Source organism: Mesorhizobium sp., from assembly GCF_041661565.1.
GTDB lineage: Bacteria > Pseudomonadota > Alphaproteobacteria > Rhizobiales > Rhizobiaceae > Mesorhizobium.
This window is the reverse complement of the sequence record NZ_JBAZUD010000001.1, coordinates 74,531-88,425: the sequence shown is the minus strand read 5'-3', so window position 1 is coordinate 88,425 and position 13,895 is coordinate 74,531. Positions and strand designations below refer to the sequence as shown.

Annotated in this window: 14 protein-coding genes; 1 reads left to right on the top strand and 13 read right to left on the bottom strand. The window is 64.3% G+C overall.

The genetic code is table 11. The features are described from left to right. From plsX to WC739_RS00370, 3 genes are all read right to left on the bottom strand, one after another. On the bottom strand, positions 1-1,071 hold the full coding sequence (gene plsX, locus WC739_RS00380; protein WP_372951014.1) for a phosphate acyltransferase PlsX: 1,071 nt from the start codon (positions 1,069-1,071) through the stop codon (positions 1-3). 120 nt (positions 1,072-1,191) lie between these two features. Beyond that, the gene (locus WC739_RS00375; protein WP_372951013.1) at positions 1,192-1,740 is read right to left on the bottom strand and encodes a DUF177 domain-containing protein; all 549 of its coding nucleotides are present in this window, start codon (positions 1,738-1,740) and stop codon (positions 1,192-1,194) included. After that, on the bottom strand, positions 1,737-2,282 hold the full coding sequence (locus tag WC739_RS00370; RefSeq protein ID WP_372951012.1) for a ubiquinol-cytochrome C chaperone family protein: 546 nt from the start codon (positions 2,280-2,282) through the stop codon (positions 1,737-1,739). Before WC739_RS00370 ends, WC739_RS00375 begins: the two co-directional genes overlap by 4 nt. Positions 2,283-2,398: 116 nt before the next feature. On the opposite strand from WC739_RS00370, the gene WC739_RS00365 reads away from it, so the two are divergent. Next, a complete protein-coding gene (locus WC739_RS00365; RefSeq protein WP_372951011.1) occupies positions 2,399-2,911 on the top strand; it encodes an outer membrane protein assembly factor BamE in 513 nt (170 codons plus the stop codon). Positions 2,912-3,116: 205 nt separating this feature from the next. On the opposite strand, the gene WC739_RS00360 is transcribed toward WC739_RS00365, so the two are convergent. The 10 genes from WC739_RS00360 to ribD all read right to left on the bottom strand — a co-directional run bounded on the left by WC739_RS00360 (position 3,117) and on the right by ribD (position 13,894). Then, positions 3,117-5,273: a sodium-translocating pyrophosphatase gene (locus tag WC739_RS00360; RefSeq protein WP_372951010.1), complete on the bottom strand. Its 2,157-nt coding sequence runs from the start codon at positions 5,271-5,273 to the stop codon at positions 3,117-3,119. Positions 5,274-5,549: 276 nt separating this feature from the next. Continuing rightward, a complete protein-coding gene (locus WC739_RS00355; protein ID WP_372951009.1) occupies positions 5,550-6,305 on the bottom strand; it encodes an ABC transporter permease in 756 nt (251 codons plus the stop codon). Further along, on the bottom strand, positions 6,302-7,240 hold the full coding sequence (locus tag WC739_RS00350) for an ABC transporter ATP-binding protein (RefSeq protein WP_372951008.1): 939 nt from the start codon (positions 7,238-7,240) through the stop codon (positions 6,302-6,304). Before WC739_RS00350 ends, WC739_RS00355 begins: the two co-directional genes overlap by 4 nt. Next, positions 7,237-8,400: an ABC transporter permease gene (locus tag WC739_RS00345; protein ID WP_372951007.1), complete on the bottom strand. Its 1,164-nt coding sequence runs from the start codon at positions 8,398-8,400 to the stop codon at positions 7,237-7,239. The genes WC739_RS00350 and WC739_RS00345 overlap by 4 nt, the downstream gene beginning before the upstream one ends. Positions 8,401-8,663: 263 nt before the next feature. Further along, positions 8,664-9,575 carry an ABC transporter substrate-binding protein gene (locus tag WC739_RS00340; RefSeq protein ID WP_372951006.1) on the bottom strand — a complete coding sequence of 304 codons (912 nt, stop codon included), beginning with the start codon at positions 9,573-9,575 and terminating at the stop codon, positions 8,664-8,666. A gap of 173 nt (positions 9,576-9,748) precedes the next feature. Then, positions 9,749-10,966 carry an MFS transporter gene (locus tag WC739_RS00335; protein ID WP_372951005.1) on the bottom strand — a complete coding sequence of 406 codons (1,218 nt, stop codon included), beginning with the start codon at positions 10,964-10,966 and terminating at the stop codon, positions 9,749-9,751. Beyond that, on the bottom strand, positions 10,963-11,463 hold the full coding sequence (nusB, locus tag WC739_RS00330) for a transcription antitermination factor NusB (protein WP_372951004.1): 501 nt from the start codon (positions 11,461-11,463) through the stop codon (positions 10,963-10,965). The genes WC739_RS00335 and nusB overlap by 4 nt, the downstream gene beginning before the upstream one ends. Continuing rightward, positions 11,460-11,954, bottom strand: coding sequence for a 6,7-dimethyl-8-ribityllumazine synthase (ribH, locus tag WC739_RS00325; RefSeq protein WP_372951003.1), 495 nt, complete (start codon positions 11,952-11,954; stop codon positions 11,460-11,462). Before ribH ends, nusB begins: the two co-directional genes overlap by 4 nt. A 186-nt stretch (positions 11,955-12,140) precedes the next feature. After that, entirely contained in the window at positions 12,141-12,758 is a 618-nt protein-coding gene (locus WC739_RS00320; RefSeq protein WP_372951002.1) for a riboflavin synthase, read from the bottom strand. 11 nt (positions 12,759-12,769) lie between these two features. Then, positions 12,770-13,894 (bottom strand): bifunctional diaminohydroxyphosphoribosylaminopyrimidine deaminase/5-amino-6-(5-phosphoribosylamino)uracil reductase RibD, encoded by a 1,125-nt coding sequence (gene ribD, locus WC739_RS00315; RefSeq protein ID WP_372951001.1) that lies wholly within the window; start codon positions 13,892-13,894, stop codon positions 12,770-12,772. Position 13,895 lies beyond the last annotated feature (1 nt).

Sequence of the window (13,895 nt, the reverse complement as noted above, 5' to 3'; positions counted from 1 at the left end):
CTATTCCTTTGCGTCGGTAACGACGTCGGATTTCCTAGATGTCATTGCATGCGGGTTGCGCGCATGAAAGAGGTCTAGATCAGCCTCGATGCGGTCAAGCAGATTGTTGCGCACCATATCGTAGCCAAGTTCGATGGCTGCGGCGAAACCATCCGAATCGGCGCCGCCATGGCTCTTCACCACGATACCGTTCAATCCCAGGAAAACGCCGCCATTGGAGCGGCCGACATCCATCTTCTCGCGTAGCCGGTCGAAGGCGCCCTTCGCGAAGACATAACCGATCTTGGCCATCAGGGTGCGACTCATGGCGGCGCGCAGATAACCTGCAATCTGCCGCGCGGTGCCTTCCGCCGTTTTCAGCGCGATGTTGCCGGCGAAGCCTTCGGTGACCACCACGTCGACCGTACCCTTCCCGATATCGTCGCCCTCGACAAAACCGTGATAACTCATCGAGGCCATGTTGGCTTCGCGCAGCATGCGCCCCGCTTCCTTGACCTCTTCCTGGCCCTTGATCTCCTCGACGCCGACATTGAGCAGGCCAACGGTGGGCCGCGTGATGCCGAACACGGACCGGGCCATGCCAGTGCCCAGAATGGCGAAGTCAATCAGCTGATGCGCATCGGCGCCGATGGTGGCGCCGACATCGAGCACCACGCTCTCCCCACGCAGGGTCGGCCACAGCGCCGCGATCGCGGGGCGTTCGATCGTCGCCATGGTGCGCAGGCAGAATTTCGACATCGCCATCAGAGCGCCGGTGTTGCCGGCCGAAATGCAGGCATCCGCCGTGCCCGCCTTGACCGCTTCGATGGCCTTCCACATCGAGGATTTCCAGCGGCCATGGCGCAGCGCCTGGCTCGGCTTGTCGTCCATCCTCACCGCGATCTCGCAGTGGAAGAACTCGCTCACCTCGGCCAGCTTGGGAAACTTGGCGAGTTCAGGACGCACCAGTTCCTCGCGGCCAAAGATGACAAAGCGGATATCGGGACGCCGGGTGGCGACGGTCATGAGTGCCGGGATGACCACGCTTGGTCCGTGATCGCCGCCCATGGCATCGATGGAAATCCTGATCACGCGGTATTCATCTCACGGTTTGCACGGCCGGTCGCGGTCGATCTGGCGGCCGCGAAGGTTCGGCGAAAATAGCGGTTTTGGGCCGCCGCACAACCGGCTTTTCCGTTGCGGGCCAGCTTTTCAGGATTTTCCAAGCAAGGATCGCAGCTTTTGCTGGAATTCGTTCTCCTCCGACCCGGTGTCGGAAGCGGCGTCCAGCGACACGCCCTTCTTGCGCGGATAGAGGTCGATGGCCAGCCCAAAAAACTGTTCGGCCAGGGCCCCGACATCGATCGTGTCGCCAGAAAATGTCTCGGGACTGTCGGGACCTTCGGCGTCGAGCAGGATCTCGCCGCCGGCGTCGAAACCGTGCCGCGCGAGCTTGGAGTCCTCGGGCAGCAACAGCGCCTCGACCGCCTCGTCGATGTGGGACTCGACGGGATCGAGCGTCACGATGCATGCCTGGGCAATGTCGGCTTCGACACGACCGCTGACCTTCACGCCGTTTCGCTTCCATGACGTCACCAGGAGCTCGGCTCGATAAGACTCGACCGAAAGCAGCCCGTGCTCCGCCGCAAGGGCCGCGCGCTGCATGGCGTCGGCCTCAATAACCACCGGCAAGCCCTTGTTCGGCAAGCGGGAGATGTTCGCGCGAAAGGATACCGGGCTGCGCGGATCATCGGTCTTCATCGATCACCTCCATTGGCGACAGGAAACGTGACGGTGCCGGAAACGATCGATTCGGATGGCTGCGCCGCCAGCTGGTCGCAGGCATCGGTAACGTAACCGGCAAGGAGCGACGCTTCCGGCCAGGCAGCGTCGGGGCGGACATTGCGGGACAGTGCCGCGACAAGCCCGTCGCGGTCATTTCTTGCCAGGGCATCGTCATAGGCCGCTGTTCGGCCATAAAACATCCTGGCCAGTTTCTTCATGCGCTTCGGCACGCCCACATCGCCAATCCCCAGCTCACGCAGGGAATGATCGACATCGAGGAAGAACTCGTCGATCAGCACCTGGGCGACGTCTCGCGCCGCGCCATCCTCGCCGCGCAGGCGGTGCTGGAACAGGAACATGTGCAACGAGACCATCTCGAAACGGCCGAGCGGCGTATCCGGCACATTCCAGTGGGAATAAAACGCGGTCTGCCGCGCCGCTGCCACGATTTGTGCGTACAGCGCCTCGGTGATGGCGCGGTTGGCATGGCGTTCGCGGCCAAAAAGGCGCTGGAACATTGGGGATGGTCTCCCGGGGACCGTTTGTTGAAGTGGCCTTGTTGCATCGGCAAGCAAGCTGGTTTACCGGTTTTGCGGCCCAGCGCAAGTTGCGGCGATATAATGGAGAATTGTTGTTGCGCGCGCTGAATTTCAAGTCGACGTCCTCACTGCGGCCCGCCGGCGCGATCTCGCTGCTGGTCATCGTTTCGGCGCTGTCCGCCTGCCACACCAACAAGATGATCGGTGATTTGACCCCCAGCGAGACGCTGACGCAGGGCTACGTCATCGACCAGCAAGCAATCGACATGGTGCCGGTTGGGTCGAGCCGCGAGCAGGTGCTGCTGGCGCTTGGCACCCCATCGACCACGGCCACTTTCGACAATGAGGCCTTCTATTACATCTCGCAGACCCGCAAGCGCTACGTCGCCTTCGACAAGCCGCGGCTTGTCGACCAGCATGTCCTGGCCGTGTATTTCGGCGCCGACGGCCGCGTCACCCAGATCGCCAATTATGGCTTGAAGGACGGCAAGGTGTTCGACTTCATTTCGCGCACCACGCCGACCGGCGGCAAGGATCAGAACTTCCTCAGCCAGATCATCAACGGCGCCAGCAAGCTGGCCCCCGGCATCCCGGGCGGAGGCGCCTAACTCCTTTCGGCTCGCCCGCGCGAGCCGCACGACCTCAGGCGACCAGAAACCCGTGGGAGCGATCCTGCGGGTTTTTGTTATTTTGTCTGCAGTCAGGATAGCGGGACGATGGCCGACCGGCGCCTCGTCCAGTCAGTACCGTGGCCTCAATGAAAAACCCGCCGGATCGCTCCGGCGGGTTTTTCTTCCAACAACGGATCCGTGTTCAGCCGTGGGCGAGCACGGCCAGCAGCAAGAGCGCGACGATGTTGGTGATCTTGATTGCCGGGTTGACGGCGGGACCAGCCGTGTCCTTGTAGGGATCGCCGACCGTGTCGCCGGTTACCGAGGCCTTGTGCGCATCGGAGCCCTTGAGGTGCTTGACGCCATCCTTGTCGACGAAACCGTCTTCGAAGGATTTCTTGGCATTGTCCCAGGCGCCGCCGCCAGAGGTCATCGAGATGGCGACGAACAGGCCGTTGACGATGACACCAAGCAGCGAGGCGCCCAGCGCGGCGAAGGCGGAAGCCTTCGACCCCGAGATCAGCAGCACGCCGAAATAGACGACGAGCGGCGCCAGGACCGGCAGCAGCGACGGGATGATCATTTCCCGGATCGCCGCCTTGGTCAGCAGATCGACCGCACGCGCGTAATTCGGCTTCGAGGTGCCGGCCATGATGCCCGGATCCTCGCGGAACTGCTTGCGCACCTCCTCGACAATGGCGCCCGCCGCGCGGCCGACGGCCGTCATGGCGATACCACCGAACAGATACGGGATCAGGCCGCCGAAGATCAGCCCGGAGACCACGTAGGGATTGGAGAGGTCGAAGGAGATTTCGCCCATGTCCTTGAAGTACGGGAAAAGCGTCGAGCCGGCTTCATTGGCCTTTTCGGCGAAGAACTTCAGGTCGTTAGAGTATGCCGCAAACAGCACCAGCGCGCCGAGGCCGGCCGAACCGATGGCATAGCCCTTGGTCACCGCCTTGGTGGTGTTGCCGACCGCATCGAGCGCGTCGGTGGACTGACGCACTTCCTTGGGCAGACCGGCCATTTCGGCGATGCCGCCGGCATTGTCGGTGACCGGGCCGAAGGCGTCGAGCGCGACGATCATGCCGGCCAGGCCGAGCATCGTCGTCACCGCGATGGCCGTGCCGTAAAGGCCGGCAAGCTGGTAGGTCGAGATGATGCCGCCGACGATGACGATTGCCGGCAGCGCCGTCGATTCCAGCGAGACCGCGAGGCCCTGGATGACATTGGTGCCGTGACCGGTGACCGACGCCTGGGCGATGGAGTTGACCGGCCGCTTGTTGGTGCCGGTGTAGTATTCGGTGATCACGACGATCAGGCCGGTCACCACGAGGCCAACCAGACCGCAGATGAACAGGTTCTTGCCCGTGATGACCATTCCGGCAACGGTGCCGATCTCGCCCCAGCCCAGCGTTACCGACGTGGCGACACCGAGTCCGACGATCGACAGGAGGCCGGTGACGATCAGGCCCTTGTAGAGAGCCCCCATGATCGAGCCGTTGGAGCCCAGCTTGACGAAGAACGTGCCCACGATCGAGGTCAGGATGCAGGCGCCGCAGATGGCCAGCGGATAGAGCATCACGTCGCCGAGCACGGCGGTGCCACCAAAGAAGATGGAGCCGAGGACCATGGTGGCGACGACCGTCACCGCATATGTCTCGAACAGGTCGGCGGCCATGCCTGCACAGTCGCCGACATTGTCGCCGACATTGTCGGCGATGGTGGCCGGGTTGCGCGGGTCGTCCTCGGGGATACCGGCTTCGACCTTGCCGACGAGATCGCCGCCGACATCGGCGCCCTTGGTGAAGATGCCGCCGCCGAGACGGGCGAAGATCGAGATCAGCGAAGCGCCGAAGCCAAGCGAGACCAGCGCATCGATAACGGTGCGTGAGTTTGGCTCAAGACCCATGAAGTGGGTCAGGATGAGGTAGTAGATCGAGACGCCCAGCAAGGCGAGGCCCGCCACCAGCATGCCGGTGATGGCGCCCGACTTGAAGGCAATGTCGAGACCGGCCGCCAGGCTGTTGGAGGCCGCCTGCGCGGTACGCACATTGGCGCGCACCGAAACATGCATGCCGATGAAGCCGGCGGCGCCCGACAGCACCGCGCCGATCAGGAAGCCGACCGCGGCGGTGATGGAAAGGAGCCACCAGGCGAGGATGAGGACGACCACGCCGACAATGGCGATCGTGGTGTACTGACGTGCCAGATAGGCTTGCGCGCCCTCGCGGATGGCGGCGGAGATTTCCTGCATGCGTGCATTGCCCTGGTCGGCCGCGAGAACCGAACGTGTCGCCCATATGGCGTAAAGGACAGAAAGCAGACCGCAGGCGATGACGGCGGAAATTATGGTCATTGCCGAATTTTCCTCGATTGCTGGCCCAAAAGAACCCCTCCCTGGGCCGTTGAGACAAAGACCGGATCCCGCGCACGGAATCCACCTCTTCGCTGCGGTGTATGCGAAACAGGGCCGCGAACGTCAAGATATTGTTCGGTTTTTGCCCCGCTTTCGCCCAAAAGACATTGGGCGCGGCGCGTGGGGCTGCAATGGCCGCGATTATTGATTGAAATGGCGGCGGGTCGCCGCGCTCCGCCTAGGCCTTCGAATGGTGACCTTGACGCGGTCTTGAAGCTAGCTGCCCTCGGTCTCCCTGCCCATGCGCCGTGCCGTGTAGCGCTCGATGGCCGACAGCCCGTCATAGATCAGCACGGCCAATGCCGCCACGATCAGGCCACCCTGCAGGATGAAGGCGAGGTTGTTCGACAGGAGGCCGGCGATGATGACCTCCCCCAGCGTCCTGGCGGCCACCGTCGAGCCGATGGTGGCCGTGGCAAGGCCGATGACGACCGACAGGCGGATGCCCCCCAGGATGATCGGCGCGCTGAGCGGCAATTCGACCTTGATGAGCCGTTGCCAGCCGGTCATGCCGGCGCCGCGCGCCGCCTCGACGATGTTGGCCGGCAGCGTCGTCAGTCCGGTCAGCGTATTCTCGAAGATCGGCAGCAGGCCGTAGAGAAACAGGGCGATCAGCGTCGGCTTCTCGCCAAAACCCACGGCCGGCACGGCCAGTGCCAGCACCGCCACCGGCGGAAAGGTCTGACCGATATTCACCAGGCTGCGCGACAGCGGCAGGAATTCGGCGCCCGCGGGCCTCGTGACCAGAATTGCAAGTGCGAGCGCAACGACGGTCGCGGCCACAGTGGCGATCAGGACGGTGCGCAGATGCAACAATGTCAGCGTGAGCAGGCTGCCCTGATTGTAGATAACCGGGGCATTGTTCTCTGTGAGCGGCTTCAGCAGCGGTTCGAACCAGCTCGGATTGGTTAGGAATGCCACCAGCAGCACGATCAGGACCAGCCGCGGCAGCACCCGAATCCAGGCTTTCATGCCGGCCTCGCGGCGCGTTTCACCAGCCCGTCCATCGTGACGCGGCCGATCGGCTTGCCGTCGGCACCGCTTATCGGCAATGCCGGACGACCCGACCACAGCAACTCGGCCAGCGCGTCGCGCTGGCTGGCTTCTCCTGAGATCGCCTCGCCTTCGGCCGCGCCAGGCTCCACTGCGTCGCGGGCGCGGCCGAGCGACAACAGCCTGAAGGGTCGCTCGCTGGCGCCGACCAGTGTCTCGACGAAGGCGCTGGCCGGGTTCGCGAGGATCTCCGCGGGCCTGGCGTATTGCACAAGCTTGCCAGCATCCATCACCGCGATCTTGTCGCCCATATGCACGGCCTCCTCCATGTCGTGCGTGACAAGGATGATGGTGGTGCCGAAGCGCTTCTGGATCGCCAGCAGGTCTTCCTGCGCCTTGGTGCGGATGATCGGGTCGAGCGCGCCGAATGGTTCGTCCATCAAGAGCACGTTGGGCTTGGCTGCAAGCGCGCGGGCAACGCCCACGCGCTGCTGCTGGCCGCCGGACAATTCGTGCGGATAGCGCGGCCCGAACGCCTCGGGATCAAGCTGGTAGAGCGTCATCAATTCGTCGACGCGGGCCTTGATGCGCGCCTTGTCCCAGCCGAGCAGGACCGGCACGGTGGCGATGTTCTGCGCCACCGTGCGATGCGGAAACAGGCCGTGTCCCTGGATGGCATAGCCGATGCTGCGGCGCAGCTCGTAGGCCGGCAGCGACCGATTGTCGGCGCCGTCGAGCTTGATGATGCCCGAGGTCGGCTCGACCAGCCGGTTTATCATCCGAAGCAGCGTCGTCTTGCCGGAACCGGACGTGCCGACGATGACGCAGATCGTGCGCGGCTCGATCACCATCGACACGTCGTCTACCACCGCTGTTTGATCGTAACGCTTGGTAATGCCCTCGATCTCGATCATGCCGTTTGAACCCTGCGCTTGGTGGCGGTCATCTCGATCACCGCATCCAGGATGATCGCGGCGGCGAAGGCGAGTGCGACGGTCGGCACCGCGCCGAGCAGCACCAGGTCCATCGCCGTCTGGCCGACGCCCTGGAAGACGAAGACGCCGAAGCCGCCGCCACCGATCAGCGCCGCGATGGTGGCGAGGCCGATATTCTGCACCAGCACGATGCGGATGCCCGTCAGGATGACCGGAAAGGCCAGCGGAAACTCGATGCCGAACAGGCGCTGCCTGTCGGTCATGCCCATGCCGCGCGCCGCGTCATTGGCAGCGCGCGGAACCCCGGCGAGACCGACCACCGTGTTGGCGACCACCGGCAGCAGCGAATAGAGGAACAGGGCCACGAAAGCCGGCGCGGTGCCGATGCCGCGAATGCCGAGCACTGCTGCCCCCGGCACATGCGACGCGATCCAGCCGAGTGGCGCGATCAGCAGCCCGAACAGTGCGATCGAGGGAACGGTCTGGATGATGTTGAGCACGTTGAGGACGCTCGCACGCAGCCTCTCGACACGATGGCAAAGGATGCCAAGCGGCAGGCCGATGATCACCGCGGCAAGCAGCGAGCCGAGCGCCAGCGTCACATGCTTGGACCCTTCGGCCCAGAAACTGTCTGCACGGTTGGCGTATTCCTTGAGGATGGACAGGTCGTTCCAGCTTCCCGAGGCCAGCAAGACACCGATCGCCGCGGCGGCCAGGACCAGCACGCCAACCCGCGCCAACGGCGACAGGTCGAGGCGTGTCAGCACGTCCGCCAGCAGGAGCGTGAAGGCGAAGATGAGGATCCAGAAGCCGGAGGCCGGAGAGATGCGTGCGAAGGTGTTGCCGGCGGGCGTCAGAAATGTGCCGGCGACGCCGATCAGGAGGGCAAGGCCCGCCAAGGCCACGACGCCGGCGGCGAGGCGAAGGAAGAGCGGAGTCTTGAAGAGCGCGATGAGCGCGGCCACGACGATGATCGCCAGCAGCAACGGGCCCAAGGCTGGGGGCAAAGCTTCGAGAATCGAGCGCGCCGATCCGGGAACGATTCGGTTGGCGCGGAAGGTCGCAAATGACGCGAAGAACATGGCATAGGCCGCGATGACGGCTATGACCACGCCGAGCTTGTCGAAGCGGAGGGTCATGGCAGGTGCCCGTGCCGATGCACGTAAGTCAAAAGCGATGCGGGTGAGTAATTGTGCGTTCCGCGCGAGGCGCCCCCCTCTGTCCTGCCGGACATCTCCCCCTCAAGGGGGGAGATTGGATTTCGCCACGCCTTTCGCCAATTGCCAACGCCAGAAAAAGAATCGGAACACCCAAACCGCCAATCTCCCCCCTTGAGGGGGAGATGTCCGGCAGGACAGAGGGGGGCGCCTCGCACCGGCGTCACCTTTCGGTGCGCCTGGATTTACTTCAGAAATCCGTTCTTCTTCAGGAAGTCTTCGGCAACGCCCTTGACCGGCTCGCCGCCGACCTGCACGCGCCCGTTCAGTTCCTGAAGAGTGACGAGGTCGAGCTTGGCGAAGACAGGCTTCAGCAAGGTCTCGATCTCAGGATGTTCCTTAAGCACGGCCTCGCGGATGATCGGCGCCGGCTGGTAGACCGGCTGCACGCCCTTGTCGTCCTCGAGCACGACCAGGCCGGAAGACGCGATGCCGCCATCGGTGCCGTAGACCATGGCCGCGTTGGCGCCGCTGGTCTGGTTGGCGGCCGCCGCGATGGTCGCCGCCGTGTCGCCCCCCGAGAGCGTGATCAGTTGCTCAGGCTTCAGCTTGAAGCCGTAAGTAGTCTGGAAGGCCGGCAACGCAGCCGCCGAATTGACGAACTCGGCCGAGGCCGCCAGCACCACCTGTCCGCCGCCGGAGACGTACTTGCCGAAATCCGTCAGCGTGACGAGCTTGTTGGCGTCGGTGACTTCCTTGCGCATCGCGATCGCCCAGGTGTTGTTGGCCGGCGATGGCGACAGCCAGACGATCTTGTTGGCGTCATAGTCCAGCTTCTTGGCCGCCTCATAGGCCTTGGCCGCATCCTTCCACACGGGATCGTCGGCCTTTTCGAAGAAGAAGGCGGCGTTGCCGGTGTATTCGGGATAGATGTCGATTTCACCGGCGGTGATCGCCTTGCGCACCACCGGCGTGCCGCCGAGTTGGATACGATCGGTGGTCTTGATGTTGTTGGCGTTGAGGACGAGCTGGATGATGTTGCCCAGCACGCCGCCTTCGGTGTCGATCTTGGAGGAGACAACCACCTGGGCACTGGCGGAAACCGCCGTGATGCCGAGCGCCAATGCCGCGCCGGCCAGAACCTTGACTGAAAACATCGTGAAAACCCCTTGCTATGAACCGGAATGCGGTGGCCGCATATGAGCATGGCTTCAACGGCCAGTCGGGGCACACGGTTTCATAAGAATGGGGACCAGCGCAATAATTTTGTTCTAAGGCGTCGATTTCGCCCGAAGCCATCCTGACACCGTGATGCCAGTTCAGCCGGGTTTCAGGCGTCGGCCTTGCGCGAGCCCTTCAGCTTCAGCGCGCCAAGGGCCACGAAACACAAGACGACAACCGGGAAGATCAACCAGTTGAGCATCTCCCAGCCCCAGGCATTGTAGACCATGCCCGACATCAGCGAAGCGAAGGCGACGGACCCGAACAGGACGAAGTCATGGAAGCCCTGCACCTTGCCCTTTTCCGACGGCCGATAGCTGGCGGCGACCATCGCGGTCGCACCGATGAAGCCGAAGTTCCAGCCAAGGCCAAGCAGGATCAACGAGGTCCAGAACCGCCACAGCTCCAGGCCTGACAACGCGATGACGGCACAGCCCATGAGCAGGACCAGGCCGGTCGCCACGATGCGCTCGGCGCCGAAGCGATGGATTAGCGAGCCGGTGAAGAAGCTCGGCGCGAACATCGCCATGACGTGCCAGGAGATGCCTAGCGTGGCATCGTCCTCCGACAGGCCGCAGCCGACCATGGCCAGGGGGGCGCCGGTCATGACGAAGCTCATCAGCGCGTAGGTGCCGACGGCGCAAAACAGCGCGGCGATGAAACGCGGCTTGGTGACGATTTCAGCCAATGGCCTGGCATGATTGTCGGCGACCTCCACATTGCCGGCCGCCTTCGCCGGCAGACGCAGGAATGACAGGATGATGGCCCCTGCCACGGCCAGCGGCAGGATGGATATGAACGAACCGGCGAACATCACCGGTGCGAACAATTCACGCGTGAAGATAACGATCTGCGGTCCCAGGATCGCGGTGACGATGCCGCCAGCCAGAACGAAGGAAATGGCCCGCGCCTTGAACTCCGGCGGCGCGTTGTCGGCGGCGGCGAAGCGGAACTGCTGGACGAAGGCTCCGCCGACGCCGATCAGCAGCAGGCCGAAGGCGAACAGCCAGAAGCTGCCCTGGAAAAGCGCCAGTGTCGCAACCAGCCCGCCAGATGCGGTGACGACGGTTCCGGTCATGAAGCCGCCACGCTGACCCAGGCGGCGGATGATGGCCGCAGCCGGCAGCGCACCGAGCGCCACGCCGACATTGAAGCCGGTGACAGGCGCCGTCGCCAGGGATTTATCGGCACCAAGCAGATAATGCCCGGCCAGAGCGCCCATCGAGATGGCGATCGGCGCCGCCGAGCCGACGATCGCCTGCGACGCGGCGAGGATCAGCGCGGTTCGCCGCGACTCCCTGGCCGCCTCGACGGCAGTGGCTGTCATGATGCGTCTTTACCGCGCCCCTCGCCACGCACCCGGCGCGACACGCGGTCGAGTACGGCATTGACCAGCTTGGGTTCGTCTTCCTCGTAGAAGGCCTTGGCGATGTCGAGATACTCCGACACGATGACCGCCACCGGCACATCCTCACGCTTCATCAGCTCGTAGACGCCGGCGCGCAAGATCGCCCGAAGCGTCGAATCGAGCCTCGACAACGGCCAGTCCTCGGTCAGGGCCTGGCGAATGATGGGGTCGACGGTCGTCTGGTTCTCGACCACGCCAGCGAGAATGGCGCGAAACCACTGCGCGTCGGCCTCGCGATAGAGTGCGCCGTCGACTTCCTTGCCGAGGCGAAAAGCCTCGTATTCGGCGGTGATCTCGAAGACGCCGCTGCCGGCGACGTCCATTTGGTAGAGCGCCTGGACGGCGGCCAGTCGGGCGGCGCCGCGCTTGTTGGCCTGGCGGATCGCTGGCTGGCCGGGCGCGGTGGGTTCGCTCACGATCGCTCTCCGAGTTGTTCCTTGAGGGCGATCATGGTCAGCGCGGCGCGCGCGGCAAAGCCACCCTTGTCGCCTTCCGAACGCTTGGCACGGGTCCACGCCTGGGTGTCGTTCTCGGTGGTGAGGATGCCGTTGCCGATGCAGGCAGCCTCGTGCACCGAGAGGTCCATCAGGGCGCGGCTGGATTCATTGGCGACGATGTCGAAATGATAGGTGTCGCCACGGATGACGGTGCCGAGCGCAACGAAACCGTCGTAGTCGGTGCCGCCTTCGGCCGCGCCATCCAGCGCGAAGGTGATCACCGCGGGAATCTCGAGCGACCCTGGAACGGTGACGACGTCGTAGGTCGCGCCCGCTTCATCGAGCGCGCTGGTCGCGCCGTCGAGCAGCGCGTCGGCAAGGTCGTCGTGAAAGCGCGCCTCGACAATCAGCAGATGCGCCTTCGCCTTCGGACGAATGAAGGCTTTGCCGTGTTGGGAAGTGCCTGCCATAAAAGTCTCCGGGGGGTTGCCGGTGACTTAGGCCGAAGCTGCGGAGTTCGCAAGCTTTGTCGGAAGGCCAGATCCAATATCGCGCGGATCGGCTCCTCGACATCGTTGGAAAACAGGTCTTGCTGGTCTTGGAGCTTCGAAGTCTCTCACAGCTGGACGGCTCGCAGAATACTGACAATTTGAGGCTTACAGGCCTTCTTTCGCGGCCTCGACCAGCCGCGCGGCGTAGCGGGCCATGGTGTCGATCTCGAGATTGACGCGATCGCCGACCTTGCGCTCGCCCCAGGTGGTCACTGTCAGCGAATGGTGGATCAAAAGTACGTCGAAGCGGGTGCCTTCCACCTTGTTGACGGTGAGCGAGGTACCGTCGAGCGCGACCGAGCCTTTCGGCGCGATGAATTTCGCCAGGTCGCGCGGCGCCTCCAGCGTGAACCGCACCGCGTCGCCCTCATCCTTGCGCTCGGCGATCTCGGCGGTGCCGTCGACATGGCCTGAGACGATGTGCCCGCCGAGTTCGTCGCCGATCTTCAGCGCCCGCTCCAGGTTGATCCGCGTGCCCGCCTTCCAGCTGTTCGCCGTCGTCAGCCTGAGTGCTTCTTCCCAGGCCTCGACCTCGAACCAGCGCGCATTCGATCCGCCTTCGGGCAAGGCCGTCACGGTCAGGCAGACGCCGCCGCAGGAGATCGAAGCGCCGACGGCGATGGTTTCCGGTTGATAGACGGTGTCGATGCGCAAACCGACGCCTTCCCTGAGCGGCTTGACGGCCGCGACAGCGCCTATGTCGGTGACAATTCCGGTAAACATCGTGTTGATCCCTAGATGTCTCTCACCCACTCGGCGTAGCTGTCCTCGCCAAAACGCATCTCGCGCAATTTGCGAAAGCCCGGCGGGATGTGGTCGGCATCGATGGGCGATGCAATGCCGTCGTCGCCGATCGCTTCCGGCCCCTGGAACAAGACGATGCGGTCGACCAGCCCATCGGCCAGGAAAGCGCCCGCCACCTTCGCCCCGCCCTCGACAAGTACGCTCGCCATGCCGAGCGCGGCGAGGTCCTCGAGGAGTTCCGGCAGCGCCACGCCGCCCTCATGCGTTTCGGTGCCGATGAAGCGCGCCCCGGCGCGCTCGAGCGCGGTGCGCCGTTGCGGATCGGCCTCCAGGCAAGCAGCGATATAGAGCGGCACCCGGTCCACGCCTGAAACCAGCTTGGAGGTCTCCGGCAATCTGAGCTGCCGGTCCAGCACGATGCGGGCCGGCGAACGGTTTTCCAGTCCTGGCAAGCGCACCGTCAGCGCGGGATCATCCTCGAGCGCAGTCCCGATGCCGACCAGGATGCCGTCCGCCTCGGCCCGCATGAGATACACCTCGCGGCGCGCGATTTCTCCGGTGATCGACACCTGGCCCTGGCCTTGCCGGCCGATCTTTCCGTCACTGGAAAGCGCAAGCTTGAGAATCACTTCGGGCCGCTTCTTCAACGATCGAATCAGGTAGCCGGCCATCTGTTCGGCGGCTTCCGCCGCCAGCACTTTCTCCAGCACCTCGACCCCGGCGGCGCGCAGGATCGCATAGCCCTTGCCGCACACCCGCGGATCGGGATCGCTGGCAGCGCCGACAACACGCGCGATGCCGGCATTGACCAGCGCATTGGCGCAAGGCGGGGTGCGGCCGTGATGGGCGCAGGGCTCCAGGGTGACATAGGCCGTGGCGCCACGCGCGAGCGCGCCGGCTTCTGCGAGGGCCTCCGTTTCGGCGTGCGGCCGGCCGCCGACAGCGGTGACGCCGGTGCCGACGATCATCGGGCCGTTGCCGTCATCGCGCACGATCAGCGTGCCGACCGACGGGTTGGTCGCGGTGCGCCCCGCGTTCTTGCGCGACAGCCTGAGCGCCGCCGCCATGAAGCGGCGATCGAGGGCTGCCTGACCGGTCTTGTCAGCCGCAATCATG